The following is a 20,870-nucleotide window of genomic DNA, read 5'->3' on the forward strand; positions in this document are numbered from 1 at the left end:
GAACGCAGCCTCGTTCCTTCGGCAGCTGCTACGCAGATTGGTGCATTCGGTTACAAGCCCTTGTCCCACCCGGGCTCGTCGGTAAAGCGTGCGGCCAGAAAGTCGAGCATGCTGCGCAACGTGGCGGGCATGTGTTTGCGTGAGGCGTAGACCGCGTAAATGTTCATCAGACGCGGTTCGGCGTCGGGCAGCAGGCGCACCAGTTCACCGCCTCGCACATACTCCCCGGCCTGATAGCTGGGCAGCAGTGAAACCCCTGCGCCAGCCAGAGTGGCACTCAATAGCGTACTGGCTTCGTTGGCGCTGATATTGCCCTGCACCGGGACGGACGTTTCCTCACCGTGTTGGGTGAAGTGCCACAGGCTCTTGCCGTAATAAGAGTGGGTCAGGCAGTTGTGCTGGCTGAGGTCGTCGACCTGTTGCGGGGCCGGGTGTTCGCGCAGATACACCGGGGATGCGCAGAGCACCGAGCGACAAACGGTCAGCTTGCGGGCGATCAAACTCGGGTCCAGATCGTTACTGGTACGAATCGCCAGGTCGATGCGCTCGTCCACCAGGTTCACCGTGCGGTCGAGCATTTGCAGGTCGATGCTGACCTGCGGGTAAAGCCGAACGTAGTCGGTGACCGCCGCAGCCAGTTGCGCCTGGCCGAACGAAGTACTGACGCTGATGCGCAGCAACCCGCGCGGCGCATCACTGGGTACATCCACGGCCGCTTGCATGTCATCTGCCAACTCCAGCAATTGCCGGCAGCGGGGCAGGGTTTCGTAACCTGCCGCGGTCAGGCTCAGCTTGCGCGTGGTGCGGTGCATCAAGCGTGCGCCCACCCACTCTTCAAACTCGGCCAGATAACGCGACACCACAGGGCGCGACAGGTCCAGGTGGTCGGCTGCCGCTGACTGGCTGCCGAGGTCGACGACGGTGACAAACACCCGCATTGCAATAAGACGATCCATGATCTGCCCGATATCTGAAACAAACTATGTTCAAGCATCGCATTTTTAGTTCTCGATCGTGCAACTAAGCTTTGTCCATTGCCGACCTTGGCCGCTGACTCAGGAATTACCCATGACCGGATTTTCGACCCTTCGCCGTTTCGTCCTTAGCGCTGTTGTACTGGGCTTTGCAGCGCATGCCGCCGCTGCGCCGGGGCCATTGACCCTGGACGTTTACAACCCTGGAGCAGCGGCGATTTTCCCGGTGTCTTCAGTGCTGGTCAGTGGCGACAAGGACGCCATCCTGGTCGACGCCCAATTTGGCAAGAGCCAGGCCGAGCAAGTAGTCGACAAAATTCGCGCCAGCGGCAAGCACCTGACCACCATCTACATCAGTCACGGCGACCCGGATTACTACTTTGGCCTTGAAACTCTGACCCAGGCGTTCCCGGACGCCAAGGTCGTGGCTTCGGCGCCGACGGTAGAACACATCAACCAGACCAAGGATGCCAAGTTGGCGTTCTGGGGCCCGAAAATGGGCGCCGATGTACCGAGTAAGGTGATTGTGCCGCAGGCCCTGCAGGGCAATACCCTAAACCTTGAAGGGCGTGAACTGGACATCGTCGGCCTGACCGGGCGCCAGCCGGGGCGCACTTTTGTCTGGATTCCATCGCTTAGAGCCGTGGTCGGTGGCGTGGTAGTGGCCGATAACCTGCATGTATGGATGGCCGACACCCAAACGCCGCAATCGCATAAGCAATGGCTGGCGACCCTCAAACGCATCAACAGCCTGCAACCTAAAATCGTGGTGCCGGGCCATTACCTGGGCGAGAGCGATCGTTCGTTGAATGCTGTGCACTTCACCCGCGACTACATCAAGGCGTTTGACGAAGAAACCCTCAAAGCCCGGAACTCGGACGAACTGATTGCAGCAATGAAAAAACGCTACCCGGACCTGGGCGAAGAGTCTTCGCTTGAGCTGAGTGCCAAAGTGGCCAAGGGCGAAATGAAGTGGTGAAACAGCTTACGTGTCCAACGGTAAAACCTACTCACTGGAGAGCATCATGAGCAAAATTGCAATTATCGGGGCGACCGGTCGTGCCGGCAGCCAATTGCTGGAAGAAGCCCTGCGTCGCGGCCACAGCGTTACCGCCATTGCCCGCAACGCCTCCAAATTGGGGGAGCGTGCCGGTGTCGTTACCAAAGACGTCGACATCAACAATGCCCAGGCCCTAAAAGACGCAGTGGCGGGGCATGACGTGGTGCTCAGTGCGGTGCATTTCTCGACTCAGCCCGCTTCGGCAATTATCGAACCGGTGAAAAAAGCCGGGGTTAAACGCCTGCTGTTTGTGGGCGGGGCGGGTTCTCTGCTGTTGCCAGGCGACAGCAGGGTAATCGACAGTCCGGGTTTCCCTGACGAATACCGGGCGGAAGCCTCGGCTGGCTGCGTCTACCTCGACACCCTGCGTGCCGAGAAAGACCTGGACTGGAGCTTCCTGTCACCGTCTGCCGAGTTTGTTGAAGGCGAGCGCACGGGTAAATTCCGTTTGGGCACCGATCACCTGCTGATCGGTACTGAAGGTAAAAGCTGGATCACCTTCGCCGACTTCGCCATCGCCATGCTCGATGAAGTCGAACAACCCAAGCATTCCCGCCAGCGGTTTACTGTGGGGTATTGAGTTTTACTTCGGCAGTTAAGGCTCTGTCTGCTGCACCAGCCAGTCCAGCAGTTCTCGCAGCGGTGCCGATGGCTCGCTGCGCGGTGAGCACACCAGCAAGTAGGCGGCGCCGGTCCGCACTTTGAAATCAAAAGGCATGGCCAGTCGGCCAGCTTTCAGGTCATCGCCAATCAGTGACCAGTCGCCTATGGCCACGCCGTTGCCTTGGGCGGCCACGGTCATGGCCAGGTCCAGGGTGTCGAAGTACTGGCTCTTGCGGATAGCCGATACATCTCCCCCAGCCGCATTCAGCCAATTGGTCCAGTCCTGTTGATCACGGCTGGGGTGCAGCAGGGTGTGTTGCGCCAGGTCACTCAGCTGGTTGATGGCGTCGTGGCCATCCAGCAGATGCGGTGCGCAGACCGGGGTCAGTTGTTCGTCGAACAGGTGGCGCCCTACGCGTTTTGGCCCAGGTAGCGGGCTGTAGACCACGGCAGCATCGAAAGCTTCACGACGAAAATCCACGCCGTGCTGCATGCTGCTGGTGAGTTCCACTGGCACGTCCGGGCGCAGCGTTTGCCAGTGCAGCAACTTGGGCAACAGCCAGCGCAACATGCAGGTCGGGGCCTTGATTTGCAGCGGGGTACGGCGAATGCTGGCGTGCTCGATGGCCTCGCCGATCAGGTCAAATGCCTGTTCGATACGCGGATACAGCGCCTGGCCTTGTTCGGTCAGGCTCAGACCGCGTGCCTGGCGATGGAACAACGCATAGCCCAGATGCTCCTCAAGCCCGGCTATTTGCCGGCTTACCGCCCCTTGGGTGATGTGCAACTGCTCACCGGCACGGGTGAAGTTGCAACATTGGGCCGTGATCAAAAAAGTATGCAGCGCGGGAAGTGGCGGTAGGCGTTTCATCAGTCGTCAGCCATGAATCCAGGACATGGCTAGTATGAGCACGTTTACGTTGTGCGTACCACATCCGACCGCTTCAATGGTTCATTCCAGAACAAGAAGAGGAGCAGGACACATGGCGACGTGCGGCGAAGTATTGGTCAAGTTACTGGAGGCCTACGGGGTTGAGCAGGTGTTCGGCATCCCGGGGGTGCACACCGTCGAGTTGTATCGTGGGTTGGCGGGTTCGGCCATCAACCACGTAACCCCGCGTCATGAGCAGGGTGCAGGCTTTATGGCCGACGGTTATGCCCGTACCAGCGGCAAGCCGGGCGTGTGTTTCATCATCACCGGGCCGGGCATGACCAATATCACCACGGCGATGGGCCAGGCCTATGCGGACTCGATTCCGATGCTGGTGATCTCCAGTGTGCAGTCGCGCAGCCAGTTGGGCGGCGGGCGCGGCAAGTTGCACGAATTACCGAATCAGGCCGCGCTGGTAGCTGGTGTGGCGGCGTTTTCCCACACGCTGATGTCAGCGGCGGAGTTGCCGGGCGTGCTGGCGCGGGCGTTTGCGCTGTTTCAGGCCGGGCGGCCACGGCCAGTTCATATCGAGATCCCGTTGGACGTGCTGGTGGAAAACGCCGATGCACTGCTCGCCAGTCACCCCGTCCGGATTGCCCGCCCCGGCGCCGCGCCTGCTGCCATCGAACAGATGAGCCAACTTTTGGCCCAAGCCAAACGCCCGTTGATTCTGGCCGGTGGCGGCTCGATTGATGCGGCGCCCGCGCTGTTGCAACTGGCCGAACGACTCGGCGCGCCGGTGGCCCTGACCATTAACGCCAAGGGCATGCTGCCCTCGAAGCATCCGCTGCTGATCGGTTCGACCCAGACCCTGGTTGCCACCCGGGCGCTGGTGGCCGAAGCGGACGTAGTATTGGCTATTGGCACCGAACTGGCCGAAACCGATTACGACGCCACCTTTGCTGGCGGCTTCGAGATTCCCGGCGCCTTGCTGCGTATCGATATTGACCCCGACCAGACCGTGCGTAATTACCCGCCGACTCTGGCCCTGGTGGCCGATGCGGATCTGGCGACCCAGGCCTTGCTGGCGAGCCTTGGGCAATTACCACCACGGGATACGCAGTGGGGCGTAGCGAGGGTCAGTCGTTTGCTGGCGCTGGTGGAAAGTGAATGGGATGCCCCGACCCGGGCGCAAACTCGCTTCTTGCAGGCCGTGTTCGATGTGCTGCCGGATGCCGTGTGCGTGGGCGATTCGACCCAACCGGTGTACACCGGTAACTTCACCTTTAACCCGGAGCAGCCACGGCGCTGGTTTAACTCCTCAACCGGTTACGGCACCCTCGGTTACGCCCTGCCTGCAGCGGTGGGTGCCTGGCTGGGGCGTTGCGCAGAAGGCAAGACGGGTGGCCCGGTGTTGTGCCTGATCGGCGACGGCGGCCTGCAATTTACCTTGGCCGAATTGGCCAGTGCGGTGGAAGCGCAAACGCCGATCATCGTGTTGTTGTGGAACAACCAGGGTTACGGTGAAATCAAAAAGTACATGCTCAATCGGGCCATCGAGCCTGTGGGGGTCGATATCTACACCCCGGACTTCATCGGAGTGGCCAAGGCTTTGGGCTGTGCCGCACAGGCGGTGGAGGGCGAGGCGCAATTGCGCATGGCCCTGGCCAATGCCGCCGATCGCCAGGGGCCGAGCGTGATCGAAATCGATGAGCTGAACTGGCAGCAATCGCTCGGCCTATAGGCTCATGCGCAGGCGCGCCAGGTCCCGTACCGGTGGCGCGCCAAATTGCCGGCTGTACTCGCGGCTGAATTGAGAAGGGCTTTCATAGCCAACGCGATAACCCGCGGCCGATGCGTCGAGGCCCTCGCTAAGCATCAGTCGCCGGGCTTCGTTGAGACGGAGTTGCTTTTGGTATTGCAGCGGGCTCATGGCGGTCATGGCCTTGAATCGGTGGTGCAACGTCGACACGCTGAGATTGGCCTCTCGCGCCAGGCTGTCGATACGCAGTGGCTGTTCGAAATTACCGTTAAGCCAGGAAATCGCCCGGCTTACGCGGTGGTTCTGACTGTTCTCGCTGGCAATTTCATACAACCGATGGCCCTGCGGACTGCGTAACAGGCGATACAAAATTTCGCGGCGAATCAAGGGTGCAAGCATCGCGATATCTTTGGGTGTATCGAGCAGGCGTGTCAGGCGCAGTAATGCGTCGAGCATTGGCTGGTCAATGGGCTCAACGTACAGCCCGCGCCCGGTAGGTCGCGACGGCACGCCCATAGGCCCTGCATCGCTGATCAGGGTGTTGATTTCCACCGGGTCAATATCCAGGCGCAAGGCCAGCACCGGCCGCTCGGGGGATATTTCCAGTACTCGGCCACTGATCGGCATTGACACCGAAACCACCAGATAATTAAGCGGGTCGTAGGCGAAGTGCTCATCTGCCAAACGCACCTCTTTACGGCCTTGGGCCATGATGCACAACGCGGGTTTTGGCAGGCTTGGAGCGAAATCGCTGGGCTGGCTGTAGCGCGACACAAACAGCGCTTCGACCCCTGTATTGAAGGTGCCGTCTTCAGGGGCGTGGCGATAAATCAGGTCGGCCAGTTCCACACGCTGTTTTTCTAGCGCGGGGTCGAGCGCGGGCCGCAATGGTTGCGACAGTGTCATGGGGCGCATCCTTAATAAAAGCAGCGGGGCAGGCACAGCTTAAGTTTGTGCAAGGCCAAGGGGTAGCTGATTTCTGCTGTTGTATTGCCTGATCCTGTCATTGCCGGAGATCAAGTGCCTGCCAAACCCGTTGCAGACGCAGAGCCTTGCTCGATATCAGGATCAGTGGGCGCCAGGCCAAATGGTCAAAGGAGAGGGTGCGCAGGTGAGGTTTTGCAGAATCGTGCAAGCCTGGGGCAGGAATCGACTAACGGTGTCAGAGGTCGGGCTTTAAAATTTCAATCTTCCCCCAACGCCACTTTCCTTTGTGGAGGCCAGCATGCCCCAGTCCAATGCCGTCAGTCATATGACCTTGGTTCGCGCCCGCGTAGGGTGTTCGGCCCAGGTTGAGGCTTGTCTGAGCCAACTGATCGAACCGACACTTCAGAGGCCCGGTTGCCTGCACTTTGCCTTGCAGCATTGTCAGAGCGACCCGTTGCTGTGGCAGGTCGCGGGTTATTGGCAGGATGAACCCTCGATGCAGGCGTACTTCAACTCATCGCTGATGGATGTTTACGGCGTGCTGTTACACCAGCAAGTGGTGGATAGCCTCGATTTTCAGACCTTCAGCGATGTGGGCGGGTTGAACAGGTAGAATGCCGGTTTTTCCATAGGCCGGGAGTTGAAGCATGGCACGTAAAGAGTTTGCACAGTTTGAAGCCGTATCAGCCGTGGTTCCGGTTGAACCCGGGGTCTATCACGCGGCGATTGCGGTCAAAGCCTTGTACGAAGGTGGAACGCCGCGCTTTCATAAAATACTGATCGAGCAAACGTTCAAAACAGCAACCGCCGCCGATGCTGCCGCGGCGGAGCAACTCGAAGCCCTGCAGGGCGTCACTGAAGACGCCGAGCTGGTCTGGTAACCGAGAGTAAGTACCCTCTATCGTGGGCGGTGCATTTTGAACAGGGCTTCGGGGCCTAGCTGAAAGTAATCCGCCGGGCCGCCGCCGCGCAAAATCGGTTCGGCGCCAGCGGTGTCGTAAATCCCGTCCTTGAGCAGCGACCTGGCGATATGCACCGCCACCACTTCCCCCAGAATCAGCCAGCTTGGCACCCGTTCTTTATCGGCTCGCTGCAGTTGAATGATCTGCGTGACCTTGCACTCAAACGACACCGGCGTTTCGGCCACCCGCGGCACGCTGATCACCCGTGAAGGTACGGTTGTCAGCCCTGCCAGTTCAAACTCGTTTACCTCAGGCCCGACCATCGCGCAGCTCTGGTTCATCGCCTCGGCCAGGGGGCGCGTGGCCAGGTTCCAGACGAATTCGCCGGTTTGCTCGATATTATTGAGGCTGTCTTTGCGACCCACACTGCAAAAACCGATGATCGGCGGAATGTAGTTGAACGCGTTGAAAAAGCTGTAGGGCGCAAGGTTCAGCCGACCTTGGGCATCTTGCGAAGAAATCCAGCCAATCGGACGAGGGCCAACAATGGCATTGAACGGATCATGGGGCAGGCCGTGGCCCTTTGAAGGTTCATAAAAGTGAATGTCGTCATGCATGGGATTGGTCCGCAAACGGCTGAGATAGAGGGCCCATATAGTGCAAGGCATTTGGGTGAATGACAAAACATCTGTGCTTGATCTAGCCCTCCGTAGCAGCTGCCGAAGGAACGAGGCTGCGTTCGGTTGCGAAGCAATCGTAAATTCTGAGTTCTCGATCTGCCTGATACACCCAGGAGCATGATTTCACGACGGCCTCGTCGGAGTGCCGCACCACGCCAACGCAGCCTCGTTTCTTTGGCAGTTGCTACAGATTTGTGCAGTTTGCTTTCCCCCAAAAACGACTAAGCCCGGCCGAGGCCGGGCTGGAGTGCCTGCTTCAGGTGTTAGCTGAAGTGGGCGCCGTGGGTGCGATCGTAGCCATCAGAAGCGAAGGTGTCCGATTTGGTGCGGCTGAAACCGTCTTCGGCGAAGGTGGCTGAACCGGTTTTGTCATAGCCGTCCTCTGCAAAAGTGGCAGAACCTGTGCGGTCGTAGCCATCGGCGGCAACTGCAGCAGAACCTGTGCGGCTGTAGCCGTCTTCAGCAAAGCTCGACGAGTGGGTGTGGTCGAAACCATCGGCGGCAAAAGCGTTGAAAGCCAGGGCGGAGAAGGCGGCGGCGAGGATAATTTTGGTTTTCATGATGAAGCTCCTTGTTTCGTGTTTGGGATGTTCAGTGGCTATGGGTTTAAGACTACGCTGATTAATTTGATTAAAAAGCGCAAAAAATAGCGTTAAATAATCTATTTATTCGATGTATACGCCCGCGTAAAAACAGGCTTCACACGTTGTCCTGCTTCCCGTTGGCGGCTGCTCAAGTCAGTCGACCCGAGAGGTCTTGCTGAGATTGATAGTGGACTAACAGTATTAACTGACAATTAATTCGGAAAAATCATACGTACAGACAGGCTTTTCATCTGTCCGCTACCTATTTTTCACCCTGTAAGTACCAGTCTTCAGCCTGCAAAAAGCCGGCACCCAGAACGGCTTTTCCCTTTGAGTCCTGGAGCCTTGACCGAATGAACAAACTTCCTCAGATCACCCTTGCATTTTGGGTGATGAAAATTTGCGCCACTACCTTGGGCGAGACAGCGGGCGACTTGCTGTCGATGACCCTCAATGTGGGCTATGCCGTCAGCTCAATGATCCTTATCAGTGTGTTTGTCCTGACTCTGCTGACTCAGTTGTTCTCCAAAACCTACAACCCAGTGCTGTATTGGCTGGTCATTCTGTCGACCAGTACAGCCGGGACCACCATGTCCGACTTTATGGACCGCACGCTGGGGCTGGGCTATGCCACTGGCTCGTTGATTTTGGTGTCGATTCTGGTCGCGATTTTTGCGCTCTGGAAATGGAGCGGCGAATCATTAAACGTCAGCCAGGTGCAGAGCCCGCGTGGCGAGATGTTCTATTGGATGGCGATTCTGTTTTCCAACACGCTGGGCACGGCTTTAGGCGATTACCTTGCGGATGATTCAGGGCTTGGTTTTGCGGGGGGCGCGCTGTTTATCGGGGCGACCATTGCAGTCGTGGTGCTGGCGCGCTACTTCACCAAAATATCGTCGGTGGTGTTGTTCTGGATAGCGTTCGTACTGACGCGCCCATTTGGCGCAACCTTGGGCGATTTCCTGACCAAACCCCTTGAAAAGGGCGGGCTGGACTTCGGTACTATCGGTTCATCGCTGGTGTTGGCGGGGATATTGGTGGCAATGATCGCCGGGGCGGCATACGCCAAAAACAGACAAGCTCAACCTGGGATGGCTGAGCTGTCCTGACCTTTAGCCGTTACCAAACGTGGGAGTGAGCCTGCTCGCTCCCACAGAGGCCGCTGCGCGGTTAGTCGGTTTCGATTCGCGAGTGCTTGCGGGTGTCTTTCATGGTTGCGTATACCGCCAGCGAGCAGGCGATACAGGCAGTCACATACCAGTAGTAACCGGTTTCCATGCCTGCACTCTTGAACCACAGCGCAATGTATTCAGCTGTACCGCCGAAAATCGACACGGTTAGTGCGTAAGGCAAGCCTACGCCCAGTGCGCGAATTTCCGTTGGGAACAGTTCAGCTTTCACCACGGCGTTGATCGAGGTGTAACCGCTGACAATGATCAGCGCGGCCATGATCAGGAAAAACGCACCCCACCAGGTGGTGATGGTGTGCAACGTGGTGAGGATCGGCACGGTGAACAAGGTCCCGAGCACGCCGAAAGCGATCAGGATCGGACGACGACCGATCTTGTCCGAAAGCGCGCCCACCAGCGGCTGAATACACATGAACAGGAACAGTGTCGCAGCCGAAATGGTGGTGGAGTCCGAGATACTCATGCCCACCGTGTTCACCAGGTATTTCTGCATGTACGTGGTGTAGGTGTAGAACGCCAGCGTGCCGCCCATAGTCAGGCCGACTACGGTCATCAGCTCTTTAGGGTGACGCATCAAGGTGCGCATGGCGCTTTCCTTGGGCTTGACCCTGGTCTTTTTGAACGACTCGGTTTCTTCCATGCCACGACGCAGGTACAGCGCGACGACGGCACATAGGGCGCCGATCACGAACGGTACGCGCCAGCCCCAGCTGTACAGCTGTTCTTCGGTGAGGGTTTGTTGCAGCACGATCAACACGCCCAGCGCGATGAGCTGACCCGAGATCAGGGTCACGTACTGGAAGCTGGAGAAGAAGCCGCGACGTTCCTTGGTTGCCATCTCGCTCAGGTAGGTAGCCGAGGTGCCGTATTCGCCACCCACCGACAAACCTTGCAGCAAACGGGCGAAGACCAGCAGGACCGGGGCCCACACGCCAATGGTTTCGTAACCTGGCGACAGGGCGATAACCAGCGAGCCGAAGCACATCAGCAGCACCGAGGCCATCAGTGCGGCTTTACGGCCTTTACGGTCAGCGTACAGGCCCATCAGCCAGCCGCCGATCGGGCGCATCAGAAAGCCTACGGCGAAGATCGCAGCCGTGTTGAGCAGTTGTGCGGTGGTGTCGCCCTTGGGGAAAAAAGCCTTGGCGAAGTACAGCGAGAATGCGGCGTAAACGTACCAGTCGTACCACTCGACCATATTGCCGACGGAACCACTGAAAATCGATTTGATACGGCTGGAGGTGGTCTTTTCTTTAGGGGCCGCAGACACGGACCCGGCAGGCAGGGTGCTGGAGTTATCCATTAAATGGATCCTTCTTTCATTGTTTTTTTATAGCGCGTCAAAACGCGAGCTTACTGAGCTATAGCAGGAGTTGTGCCAAGGCTGGAGGGCCCGGTTTACAAGGGGGGAGGGGTATTAATGAGCGGGAATCCGCTGATGCTCGGTGTGGCGATAAGCGGAAAACCGCCGACTACGTGGTTTGCGTAAACGCTTCACGCACCAACCCGTGACGCTGCATTTTTTCATTCAGGGTCCGGCGCGGCAGTTGCAGTTCGTTGAGCACAGCTTTGATGTCGCCTTTATGCCGGGTCAGCGCTGCACGCAAGCATTGCGCCTCGAAGGCTTCCTGTTGTGCCACCAGTGATTGCCCTGCGCCGACGTCTTCAAATTGCGGTTCGCTCAAGCCCAGAATATCCCGTTCGGCCACGTTGGCCAGTTCGCGCACGTTGCCCGGCCAGTCGTGGCTCAGCAAGCGCGACAGTTGCGGCCCGCTCAACACTTGTGCGCTGCGGCCAAGGCGTTCGGCGGCGCTGCGCGAAAAAGCGTCGTACAACAACGCAATATCTTCGCGGCGCTCGCGCAGTGGCGCCAGGCGCAGCTCGGCCACGGTCAAACGATAGGCCAGGTCTTCGCGAAAACGCCCTGCGCGGGCCTCTTCGAGCAAGTCGGGCTTGGTGGCAGCAATTACCCGCAGGTTCACGCTGATGCTTTGGTTGGAGCCCAAACGCTCCAGCTTTTGCTCCTGCAACACCCGCAGCAGTTTGGCTTGCTGGGCCAGCGGCATGCTTTCGATTTCATCCAGAAACAAAGTCCCGCCGTCGGCATACTCCAGCTTGCCGATGCGCTTGCCCTGGGCTCCGGTAAACGCGCCGCTTTCGTGGCCGAACAGCTCGGCTTCAAACAACTGCTCGGGGATCGCCGAGCAGTTGAGGGCGACAAAAGGTTTGTCGGCACGCGGGCCAAAGTCATGCAGGCAGCGGGCGACCAGCTCTTTGCCGCTGCCGGTCTCGCCACGGATCAACACGTTGACTGGCAACGGTGCCAGCTCCAGCACCTGGCGGCGTAAGGTTTGCAAGCTGCGCGATACACCGAGCAGGCATCCGTCGATCTGCTCGCGCAGGTCTGCCTGTTCGTGCAAACGGCGGTTTTCCAGCACCAGTTGGCGCTTTTCCAGGGCTCGTCGCAGACTGCTGAGCAGCGCCTCGGGGCTGAAGGGTTTTTCCAGGAAGTCGTATGCACCATCACGCATGGCCTCGACGGCCATTGGCACATCGCCGTGCCCGGTCAGCAGGATCACCGGCAAGTCCGCGTCCAGTTGCTGCAAGCGGGTCAGCAGGGCCAGGCCGCCCATCCCTGGCATACGCACATCGCTGACAATCACCCCGGCAAAATGCGCGGGCAACTGGCTCAGGCAATCCTCGGCGCAGCTGAACAACTGCACGTCAAAGCCGCTTAAGCTCAGCCATTGTTCCACGGCATTACGAATACTGGCCTCATCATCGACCACGATCACCGAGTTGAGCATGTGTCAAAATTCCTGTGCGACGGGCAGCGTCAGCGTGAATTGCGCGCCATCAGCCTGGTTGCAGGCGGTCAGGCGACCGCCGATTTCGTGAACAATGGCGTAAGACACCGCCAGGCCCAAGCCTAATCCGTCACCCACGGGTTTGGTGGTGAAGAAAGGGTCGAAGATTTTGCCCAAATGCTCCTCGCCAATTCCGCCGCCGCTGTCGCTAACGGTCAAGTGCCACAGTTGTTGATTGGCCTCGATGCGGATCTCCAGGCGCTTGCGTGATTTGTCTTGCATGGCGTCCAGGGCGTTGCGCAGCAGGTTGATCAACACTTGCTCCAGACGGATCGCGTCGCCGCGAACCCAGGCCGGGCGTACCAGCTTGGTACTCAGCTCGATGGCTTCACCTTGCAGGCGCGGCTCCAGCAGTTGCAGGGCCTGATCGACCACGCTCGCCAGATCCAGCCGTTCGCGCAAGCCGCCGGGGCTTTGTCGGGCGTAGGTTTTCAGATGACCGGTAAGTGCTGCCATGCGTGTCAGCATCTGTTCCAGCGGAACCAGAGCTTTATAGGCATCGTCGATCCGGCCGTGATCAAGCAACAGGCGCATGGTCGCCAATTGCATGCGCTGGGCAGTCAGTGGCTGGTTGATCTCATGGGCCAGTGCCGCTGACATTTGCCCCAGCGCCGCGAGTTTGGCTGATTGCACCAGGCCATCTTGGGCAGTGCGTAAATCCCGGGTGCGGGCTTCGACCAGTTGTTCGAGTTCTTCGCGATTGCGCTGACGCAGGCGCGCCAGTCGCCAGCGCTGGAGTAAAAATAGCCCCAGGAACACCCCTGTCAGCCATAGGCCAATTGCAGCCAGTGCAGCATTGCGGCTGTCTTCAGCGGCTGCCATCGGGCGGCGCAACAGGTGCAGCGTCCAGCCTTCAGCACTGAGCGGCAACGAGTCCCATAAATAGTCTGCCGGGCCGTTGGGGCCTTCGACGCGGGTCAAGTAGCTGTTTTCACCAAAGCTGCGCAGGGTGTGGGTCTTCATCAACGTTAGCGGCTGATTATGGTACTGGCGGGTGGTGGCAATTTCGCTGCGATCGCTGTCACTCAATGGGCGCAACAGGCGATAGCGCCAGCCGGGTTGGTTGGCAATAAACACAATGCCCCGTGCGTCGCTGACCAGCAGCGTGTCGTTGCCCTGGCTCCATTCGCGCTCAAGCTGCGGAAACTCCAGCTTGACCACCATCGCGCCCAAAAACTGGCCGTTGGCATCGAGTACTGCACTGGACAGGAAATAGCCTGGAATCCCGCTGGTCACGCCTACGGCATAAAAGCTTCCGGCGCCCTTGCTGCGGGTCTGGCTGAAGTAAGGCCTGAAACCATAGTTATGGCCCACATAGCTGTTGGAGGTATTCCAGTTGCTGGCGGCGACTGCCAGGCCGGTGCTGTCGAGCAATTCCAGGGTTGAGGACTGCGCCGCACCATTGATGCGTTCGAGTTTTTGATTGAGCGCCGCCTGGACTTGCGCGGTCATGGGCTTGCTCAGGGCCGCCACCAGCTCCGGGTCCAGCGCCAGTACGGCGGGCAGGGCGCGATAGCGTTCGATCAGGGTGTGCAGCGAGTTGGCATACAGGCTCAGTTGCTCGGGCCCACGCCTGGCGCTTTCTTCCAGCGCATGTTCCTGGGCCTGACGCATCGCCCAGCCGCCAGCCACAGCCGCACCGGCCAGAATCAACACGCAATACAGCGCCAAACGCAGGGCGCGAGACGTCACAGGCATAGTAGCAAACCGCTCGAAAGGGGGGCGCGAACCATAGCATGACGCCAGCGCCTTGGCCGCGCAGGGATATCTATCTACCGCGGCGCAGATTTTCTCAGGGGTATCTTGGATTCCACCCCAACGGAATCAAACACATGATCACGAATTTACCCCCCGTGCGCGGTCGAGCGCCGTTGCTGCTGTCCAATCTGCAGTGGGCTCAGAGAGAAGCGCTTTCTTATATATCTTCGCTCGCGCAGGCCAATTTTGCCGGGTTGAGCGAAGCGCAAAAATTCAGTTACCCCGTGCTTTATCGACAGGCGCAGGCAGCCCACAAGGCGGTCGATGAGGAACTCACGCGGGTCAAGGCCGATTTCAAGTCGGCGCATCTTGCGGTGCTCAAGTCCGAGCTTAAAACACTGCTGGGCGTGGATGTCGACCCCGAGCACGCCCGGATCTACACCCGCTATCGCGAAAATACCGAGGAGGATCTGTTTGAGTACATGGCGCGTATCAGCGGTGGGCCGCCTGTTGCCCGCGAGCCCAAGTTCACCTTCAGTCCTTCGCGTGAACCACGTGCACTGGACCAGTCCAGATTCATTGAACACCTTCGCTCCGCCTCGTTGTGGGAGGCCGCTTGCGAGAACTTCAGCTACCGAACCGACTCGGTGTTACTCCGGCCCTACAGTTTTGAACAAGCCAGTTACATCGACTATGCCGAGGGTTTTACAGGCAGGCCTGCGGCCCCGTTTATCAAGATTGTGCGAACACTGGATTTGGGCACGAAGCTCAAGCATGCACTTGATCAGGCTACAGGGGCTGACGGCTCTTTGATGCTGCTGGTAGTCGCAGCGGCTAAAGCCAGTCTTGAGTTCGATCTACTGGAGGCTTACCGCAACAGCTTTGCGTCAAAGGTCAATCGTACGGATTACGAACGATTGCTCAGCATGTTGAAAGGCGACTCAACGCCTCATATATGGCCGGTTTCAATGGGGCTTAAACCCCTGATACCGAAGCTTTACCCCCACGAGGCGACAGGCACGCGTGATGACGCCAACCTGTTGTTTGGCAACGACAGTAGTCTGGGGCTGGTGGGTACGGGCGAAGTTTCCCTGCCTTTGTTTCTTGTAAAAGTGCCGGAGGTGTCAGGCGTTTTCAGCTATTTTCCGCAGCGCCTGGGCGGTGCGTTGTTATGGCACAAGGATGTCGATCACGGGTTCAAGCAGTTTGTGCAGCAACTCAGGCACGACCACAGCAAAGGCCAGCTTGGTTGGTTCATCAGGCATCTGGCGCTGAAAGACCTGGGGTTTTTTAACACGCTGCTGAGTGACGAGCCCAGGCCTACAGGCATGACGTGGCTTGCAGGGGTTTTGCATGACAGTTTTCGCAGTACCTTCCCCGAGCCCGACTTGAACAGTTTGCAACTGTATGTCGATATGCGCTCAAGCGGCTCTCAGCCTTTGGCCAAGAGGGTTGGAGAGCAGCAGACGCAGCGCTTGCGTTCCAATCTGGAACTGCTGGCCACCAGCAAGTCGGCATTGGATTGGCAAGCGTTCAAGGAGGCATTGTCCGACCTTGGCAGTGAGGTGCTGACAATGCTCATCACCCCCATGCCGGGTGGCGTCCTGGGGCTCAATAAAATCATGCTGGCCGCCATATTCGGCTCCCTGACCTACAGCCTTGTGCAAGGGGTGAAGGACGCCAGTGGCGGGCAGGCCAATACCTTCGCCAGTTCATTGGCCGACAGCGCAGACTTGCTGATCAGCGCTCGTTTGATGGGGGTTGCCACCAAGGCGCAGCGCCTGCGCAGGCAAAAAGTGTGGAGCACTCTTGGCCAGCCGCGAAAGGTTGTCGACCGGGCCGGTAACGTCGAACTGTGGCGGCCGGACCCGAGTGCTTACCCGCATTTTTCGGCTGCGTTTCTCGAAGGCCGGGTAGCCAATGCCCAGGGTGTACACGAGATCAATGGAAAGCTGTATGCCAAGGTCCAGCAGGGCGACACTATCCTCGCAGTTGAAGTCATCCATGAGCCCCAGGCTCGGCATTACCTTCTCAAGACCGATAACCCCAGGGCATTCAGGCCGCCGGTGGCCTTTGATTCCGGCCAGCAGCTGTGGCGTCTGGCACTGGATGATGTGCAGAGCCTGGACGATAAACAGTTGCTGCAGCGCATGTTGCCGTCGGACGTGCCTGATTCGGCGCTGGCAGACATTGAACGGATGCTGAATATTACCGGCACCACCCGTGAGCACTTGCAAAATGCCTGGCAAGGCCAGTTGATTCCCGGCCCGCTGGCCGATGGCGTTCGTCGATTGCAGGCTGACCGGCTGCTTGAGCAAATCGTCAGTGATTTGCCGCGTCGCGGCGAAATGCCGGTCAACGCTGACAACACGGTCTTTTGCCTGTTGACCCAACTGCAACACTGGCCAGGCAACACGGTGCTCGATGTATTCAGCCAGCAAGGGCAACTGCTTGAGTCCTATGGCAAGGATTACCGGCCCGGCACTTCGTTGAGACATATCGAGATCAAGCGTCTGGACCACGGCTCGTATGTGGCCAAAAACGATGTCACCCAAGGCAGTGCCCAGGTGGAGCAACTGTTCACGTTGATCCTCGACCAATTGCCAGAGGCTTCAGCACTTGGCCGCGACAACAATCCGCATCTGAGCCGGGCTGGGCGCATTGCCTCGGTACGCGAGCAAATTGCGCAGTTGGCCCGAGAGGACAAAACCCTGCTGTTCAAGGCGCTCACAGTGCTGGACGGGCATAAACGCAGCGACCCGATTGCCAGCGCAGACCCCAGCAGAAAGTATTTGCCGCTGAGCTGCCCGCCACTCCATGACACCACAACCCCATTGCTGGTCAAGCTTCATCAGCTTAATGACGGACTGTCGATAGAAAGTCTTGAACCCTTGCTGGCTGCGCACCCGTTCAGTCAGGCCCAGATTACGCAGGCTCTGGAGCACAGCGCACAGCCGTGGGCATTTACCCGCGCAGCCGGGCAATTGCAGACCAGGTTACGGGTGGATGCGGCGCTGGACGGGATTTATCACCGACGAGCCTACAACCCCGATATGGATTTGTGGGCCCGTGAATTTGCCGCAGGTGTTTTGCGCGACAAGCTCAATCGCAGATTGGTGGTGATTGATCTGCCTGCCCCGACTTCCAAGGACTACATATCCACCGGGCCAGACGACCCCACAATCGTACTGCGCCATCACGGCAATGGTCTCTATGAAGTGGCTGACTTTCGTCGCGGGGAAGCGGCCACTTTTGGTTTGACCCCTGACAGTTTCTATCTGGCGATCAATCAGGTGCTGCGCCATCAGGAACGCATCGACTTGGGTGTAAATGGCCCCAGCGTACAGGGCCTGCGCCAGATTCTGGGCGATGCCATGCTTGCCCGGCGCCAGGCTGATGGCAAGGTTGATTTGTGGGACAACACTACTTTTCAATATGAGCGCAATGTAGTGGTGCCGCGTGATCAGCGGCCCGGCGAGGCAGGCCTTTACGATATCGGCGGCAACTACTATTTGCCTTTATATGGCGCGGTTTATCAGGTCGGGTTTGACACTACGATCAACAAATGGCGCATGAAACACCCGAATAAAGTGGGGGTTAACGAGCCGACGCTGGAGCACAATTACGACGGCGCATGGCGCCAAACTATTGAGAATCCGTTGCAGTGGGCGGGGCTCAAACTGTTGCGAAGGCTACGCGCCCGGCCCGAGTCGATCAGTGATGAGATGGGCCATAAAATCATGGCTGTGAGCAATATCGACGAGGGCGTTTTGCGTCAGGTACACATCAACAACCTCACGCCACCGCCTTTGTTGATTGATACCTGGAAGCGTTTTCAGATCGAAAACGACATTCAGCGCTTCGTCCACCAAATGCAGGCGCATCACTCCCTGGCCGAAGCTCGCAGCGATCTTCCCCTGTTGCTGATCCCCGACTTACCCGGCTGGCCAACTGACAAGGTGCTGCACTTTGTCGACCGGCAAGGCAATACCCTGCAGGAGTATGGCGCTGTCCTGAACAGCAGCGCGTCTCGGATCAGGCTGACGATCAATGAAACCGATAACGCCAGCCTGCTGTTGCGCGCGTTGCTCTCGCGCATGAGCCAGCCCGATACGTTGAGCCTGCTGGGCGAGTACAGCCCGGTTATCGAGATGCGGATGCTGGCGCTGGCTAAAAAAGTTGCCGCTCGTGTGCTCGAGCGCCAGACCAACGTGTTCAATTCGCTCTATGGACGGCAGGAGCGCAGCGCGGATCCCCACGTGACTCTGGTTCAAAAAAGCTATCCGCAACTGCCCAAGAGCGTGATCGAGCACTTGCTCACGCATACCACGGGGCCAGAGCGAGCCAACTACTTCGATAAAGACATGATTGCGCCGCGTTTCTCGGAACAGGTCGGTTGGACGGCAAGGGAGATACGCTTGACCCGCGCTTATGAAGGCTTGTTCCTGGGGGCCACAGCCACGCCTGACAGTGAAATGCTTTCCCTGCATATGCTGCAGTCATTGCCGGGCTGGCCGGCAAGCGTGAGGGTCGAAGTTCGGCGCAATGCAATCAGCGGTGAGCTGCTCGACAGTATCGGGGGGGCAGAGGCTGCCAGCGTGCGAGTGTTGGTCAAGCACGGTGAGCAGTATCTGGCTTGCTCGCCAGAGGGTCAGGCGCTCAATGCGCAGTCGGTGAACGACAACAATTTGCTGTCTTCGATTCTGCATGTGCTTGCACCGCAAGAGCGTGCGGCCATTGGGGTCAAGGATGTTGGCGACACCCCAGGCCTGGCAAAGAAAATCAGTGACCGGGCAATCAGTGACCGGGTAAATGTTCGAACGCTGCTGGGGCTGGAGCCACCAGCATCACCGCGTAAACCGCCGATGAATGTGGATATGTCGTTTGTCGCGTATCCATTGACGCTCAGTATTGGCCACTCGGATCACTCCTTGTACTTGATGCGCGAAGTACAGAACCTTTACCCGGCATGGAGCTACGCAAAAATTGTCAGTTATCTGGATGCGCTGGGGGGCACTGAGGTTTCCCGGCGGGCACTGGTGGCGTCAAGCACAGCACAATTCAAGGCGATGCAGGCCGAGCTGGATGCCTGGGAGCAAATCCAGCTTTACCCTACGGGTACTTCGCATATGGGCATGGCGGCGCCTGGCCACAGGCGCCAGGTCTGCGAGCGAATCAGGCGGGCATGGCGCAGGGAGTTGCAAATTGCCCGGGATACTGACGGCAGTACTATTGGGCCGATACTCGACTTTTATGGCCTTGATGTAGGCGACCTGCCCGCACTGAGCGGTGACTTGAGCCATGTCCGGGTGCTGAGAATGGACAGCATGAGTTTGCGTAACGGCTCGAACGAGTTTTTGGGCGGTTTTACGCAACTGCACACGCTTAACATGTCCGGCAATCGACTGATCAGCATACCTTCTGCTATCGCTGGCATGACGCAGTTGAGGTCGCTGGATTTGTCGAGCAACCGGATTGTGCTCACCGCCCAGACTGCTCAGCAGCTTGCCACGGGTTCATTGCTTGAGGTACTGCATCTCAATGACAACCCATTGGGCGCTACACCGGATGTGAGTCAAATGCCGGCTTTACGCAATCTGAGCCTGCAAAACACCAACATTACCCAGTGGCCCAACGGGCTGTGGGCGCTGACTCACGTGCAATGGGCAAACCTTCGCAATAATCTGATCAGCAGCATCCCCGAGTCAGTATTTACTGCGCCCCAGGAGGCTACCGCCAATGCTGTTACCAGCATCGCGGGCAACCCGATTTCTGTACAAAGCCGTGATCAGATCATCGCTTACTGGGTCAGAGGCGGCAGCGATTTTGGCTACGGCCCATCGATTGCCCATGCCATGGATTTGGCTCAGGCCCAATCGTCGACAAACAATATTGCGCCATGGCTGCCCCCAAACCTGACCGATACCCAAAAGCAGGCAAGGACGCAGCAGTGGACGTTGCTGCAGGCGGCGGGAGGCGCAGTTAAGGATTTTTTTGAAACTGTCGCTTTATTTACCACCAGTCAGTTTTTGATGACGCCGCCTGCGTGGGAGCAACTGACAGGCCGGGTATGGACACTCGTCGAGCAAATGCTGGCGAATACCCAGCTGCGTGACTCGCTGCTGAGCAGAGTATTTCGTGAGGAGCGAAGCTGCGGTGATGGCGCCATGGTGCTGTTGGAAAACATGGAAGTCCAAGTGCTGATTCATGAGGCGCTGAATAATGCAGGCGAGGTAGGACGTGAAGCTGAGCTTTTCAAACTGGCCAAGCGGTTGTTCCGTCTAAGGCAAGTCGACCAGTTTTCCGACGCCGAGGTCAGGAAGCGCGTAGCGGCGGGTGGCAACCCCGATGCGGCCGAAGTCATACTTTTCTTTCGGGTAAAACTGGCTGAGACGCTTGATTTACCGACCCGGGCGAGGTCAATGCTGTACGAATCCACGGCGGGGGTTTCTGCCCAGCAGCTTGCCGAGGCCCGAGACAGTGTGCTGGCTCTGGATGGTAGCCCGGCGTTCATGCACTCGATCATGTACGAGGTTTTTTGGCGGCGTTTCCTGGAAAGTACTTATGCCGACCGCTTCGCTGCCATCGAAGCCGACTTCCAGCGCGATTACCAACAACTCTCCGAGGAGCCCGGACTGTCGGACGAAGCAGAGTTGCAAAGAGGTTCAGAACTCGCATCTGTCCGGGATCAGAAGCTCAATCTGCTGATCGAAGAGCTGACTCGGCGGGCTTATCAGGCCAGCGAATAATTG

At 58.3% G+C, this 20,870-nt stretch carries 15 protein-coding genes; 7 read left to right on the plus strand and 8 right to left on the minus strand.

Annotation, left to right across the window (positions count from 1 at the left end; translation table 11 throughout):
* Nucleotides 1–50: 50 nt before the first annotated feature.
* Nucleotides 51–956 (minus strand): LysR family transcriptional regulator, encoded by a 906-nt coding sequence (locus U5A05_RS06020; protein WP_261741233.1) that lies wholly within the window; start codon nucleotides 954–956, stop codon nucleotides 51–53.
* Between the two features lie 112 nt (nucleotides 957–1,068).
* On the opposite strand from U5A05_RS06020, the gene U5A05_RS06025 reads away from it, so the two are divergent.
* Both U5A05_RS06025 and U5A05_RS06030 read left to right on the plus strand, forming a co-directional pair.
* Nucleotides 1,069–1,953, plus strand: a complete 885-nt coding sequence (locus U5A05_RS06025; RefSeq protein WP_261741234.1) for an MBL fold metallo-hydrolase — start codon at nucleotides 1,069–1,071, stop codon at nucleotides 1,951–1,953.
* A 46-nt stretch (nucleotides 1,954–1,999) separates the two neighbouring features.
* Nucleotides 2,000–2,614, plus strand: coding sequence for an NAD(P)-dependent oxidoreductase (locus U5A05_RS06030; RefSeq protein ID WP_321835939.1), 615 nt, complete (start codon nucleotides 2,000–2,002; stop codon nucleotides 2,612–2,614).
* 15 nt (nucleotides 2,615–2,629) lie between these two features.
* On the opposite strand, the gene U5A05_RS06035 is transcribed toward U5A05_RS06030, so the two are convergent.
* Nucleotides 2,630–3,508: a LysR substrate-binding domain-containing protein gene (locus tag U5A05_RS06035; RefSeq protein ID WP_261741236.1), complete on the minus strand. Its 879-nt coding sequence runs from the start codon at nucleotides 3,506–3,508 to the stop codon at nucleotides 2,630–2,632.
* A 112-nt stretch (nucleotides 3,509–3,620) separates the two neighbouring features.
* On the opposite strand from U5A05_RS06035, the gene U5A05_RS06040 reads away from it, so the two are divergent.
* Nucleotides 3,621–5,252: a 5-guanidino-2-oxopentanoate decarboxylase gene (locus U5A05_RS06040; RefSeq protein WP_321835940.1), complete on the plus strand. Its 1,632-nt coding sequence runs from the start codon at nucleotides 3,621–3,623 to the stop codon at nucleotides 5,250–5,252.
* Here the strand turns inward: U5A05_RS06040 and U5A05_RS06045 are convergent.
* Entirely contained in the window at nucleotides 5,247–6,176 is a 930-nt protein-coding gene (locus U5A05_RS06045; RefSeq protein ID WP_261741238.1) for an AraC family transcriptional regulator, read from the minus strand. The genes U5A05_RS06040 and U5A05_RS06045 overlap by 6 nt on opposite strands.
* Before the next feature lie 319 nt (nucleotides 6,177–6,495).
* Between U5A05_RS06045 and U5A05_RS06050 the strand changes: the two genes are divergently transcribed.
* Together U5A05_RS06050 and U5A05_RS06055 are read left to right on the plus strand one after the other, a co-directional pair.
* A complete protein-coding gene (locus U5A05_RS06050; protein WP_261741239.1) occupies nucleotides 6,496–6,810 on the plus strand; it encodes an antibiotic biosynthesis monooxygenase family protein in 315 nt (104 codons plus the stop codon).
* Nucleotides 6,811–6,844: 34 nt separating this feature from the next.
* Nucleotides 6,845–7,078, plus strand: a complete 234-nt coding sequence (locus tag U5A05_RS06055) for a hypothetical protein (RefSeq protein WP_016779817.1) — start codon at nucleotides 6,845–6,847, stop codon at nucleotides 7,076–7,078.
* 17 nt (nucleotides 7,079–7,095) lie between these two features.
* Here the strand turns inward: U5A05_RS06055 and U5A05_RS06060 are convergent, their stop codons facing one another.
* Entirely contained in the window at nucleotides 7,096–7,716 is a 621-nt protein-coding gene (locus U5A05_RS06060; RefSeq protein ID WP_261741240.1) for a flavin reductase family protein, read from the minus strand.
* 326 nt (nucleotides 7,717–8,042) lie between these two features.
* Complete coding sequence (locus U5A05_RS06065) at nucleotides 8,043–8,339, minus strand: hypothetical protein (RefSeq protein ID WP_261741241.1); 297 nt, start codon at nucleotides 8,337–8,339, stop codon at nucleotides 8,043–8,045.
* Between the two features lie 377 nt (nucleotides 8,340–8,716).
* Here U5A05_RS06065 and U5A05_RS06070 point away from each other — a divergent pair, with 377 nt between their 5' ends.
* A complete protein-coding gene (locus tag U5A05_RS06070) occupies nucleotides 8,717–9,472 on the plus strand; it encodes a COG4705 family protein (protein ID WP_321835941.1) in 756 nt (251 codons plus the stop codon).
* 61 nt (nucleotides 9,473–9,533) lie between these two features.
* Here the strand turns inward: U5A05_RS06070 and U5A05_RS06075 are convergent, their stop codons facing one another.
* The 3 genes from U5A05_RS06075 to U5A05_RS06085 all read right to left on the minus strand — a co-directional run bounded on the left by U5A05_RS06075 (nucleotide 9,534) and on the right by U5A05_RS06085 (nucleotide 14,118).
* Complete coding sequence (locus U5A05_RS06075; RefSeq protein WP_261741243.1) at nucleotides 9,534–10,856, minus strand: MFS transporter; 1,323 nt, start codon at nucleotides 10,854–10,856, stop codon at nucleotides 9,534–9,536.
* A 169-nt stretch (nucleotides 10,857–11,025) separates the two neighbouring features.
* Entirely contained in the window at nucleotides 11,026–12,360 is a 1,335-nt protein-coding gene (locus tag U5A05_RS06080; RefSeq protein WP_321835943.1) for a sigma-54-dependent transcriptional regulator, read from the minus strand.
* Nucleotides 12,361–12,363: 3 nt separating this feature from the next.
* Nucleotides 12,364–14,118 (minus strand): sensor histidine kinase, encoded by a 1,755-nt coding sequence (locus U5A05_RS06085; protein ID WP_261741245.1) that lies wholly within the window; start codon nucleotides 14,116–14,118, stop codon nucleotides 12,364–12,366.
* 134 nt (nucleotides 14,119–14,252) lie between these two features.
* Between U5A05_RS06085 and U5A05_RS06090 the strand changes: the two genes are divergently transcribed.
* On the plus strand, nucleotides 14,253–20,867 hold the full coding sequence (locus U5A05_RS06090; protein WP_321835944.1) for an NEL-type E3 ubiquitin ligase domain-containing protein: 6,615 nt from the start codon (nucleotides 14,253–14,255) through the stop codon (nucleotides 20,865–20,867).
* Nucleotides 20,868–20,870: the final 3 nt, after the last annotated feature.

The organism is Pseudomonas kulmbachensis, from assembly GCF_963681935.1.
Classification (GTDB): Bacteria; Pseudomonadota; Gammaproteobacteria; order Pseudomonadales; family Pseudomonadaceae; genus Aquipseudomonas; species Aquipseudomonas kulmbachensis.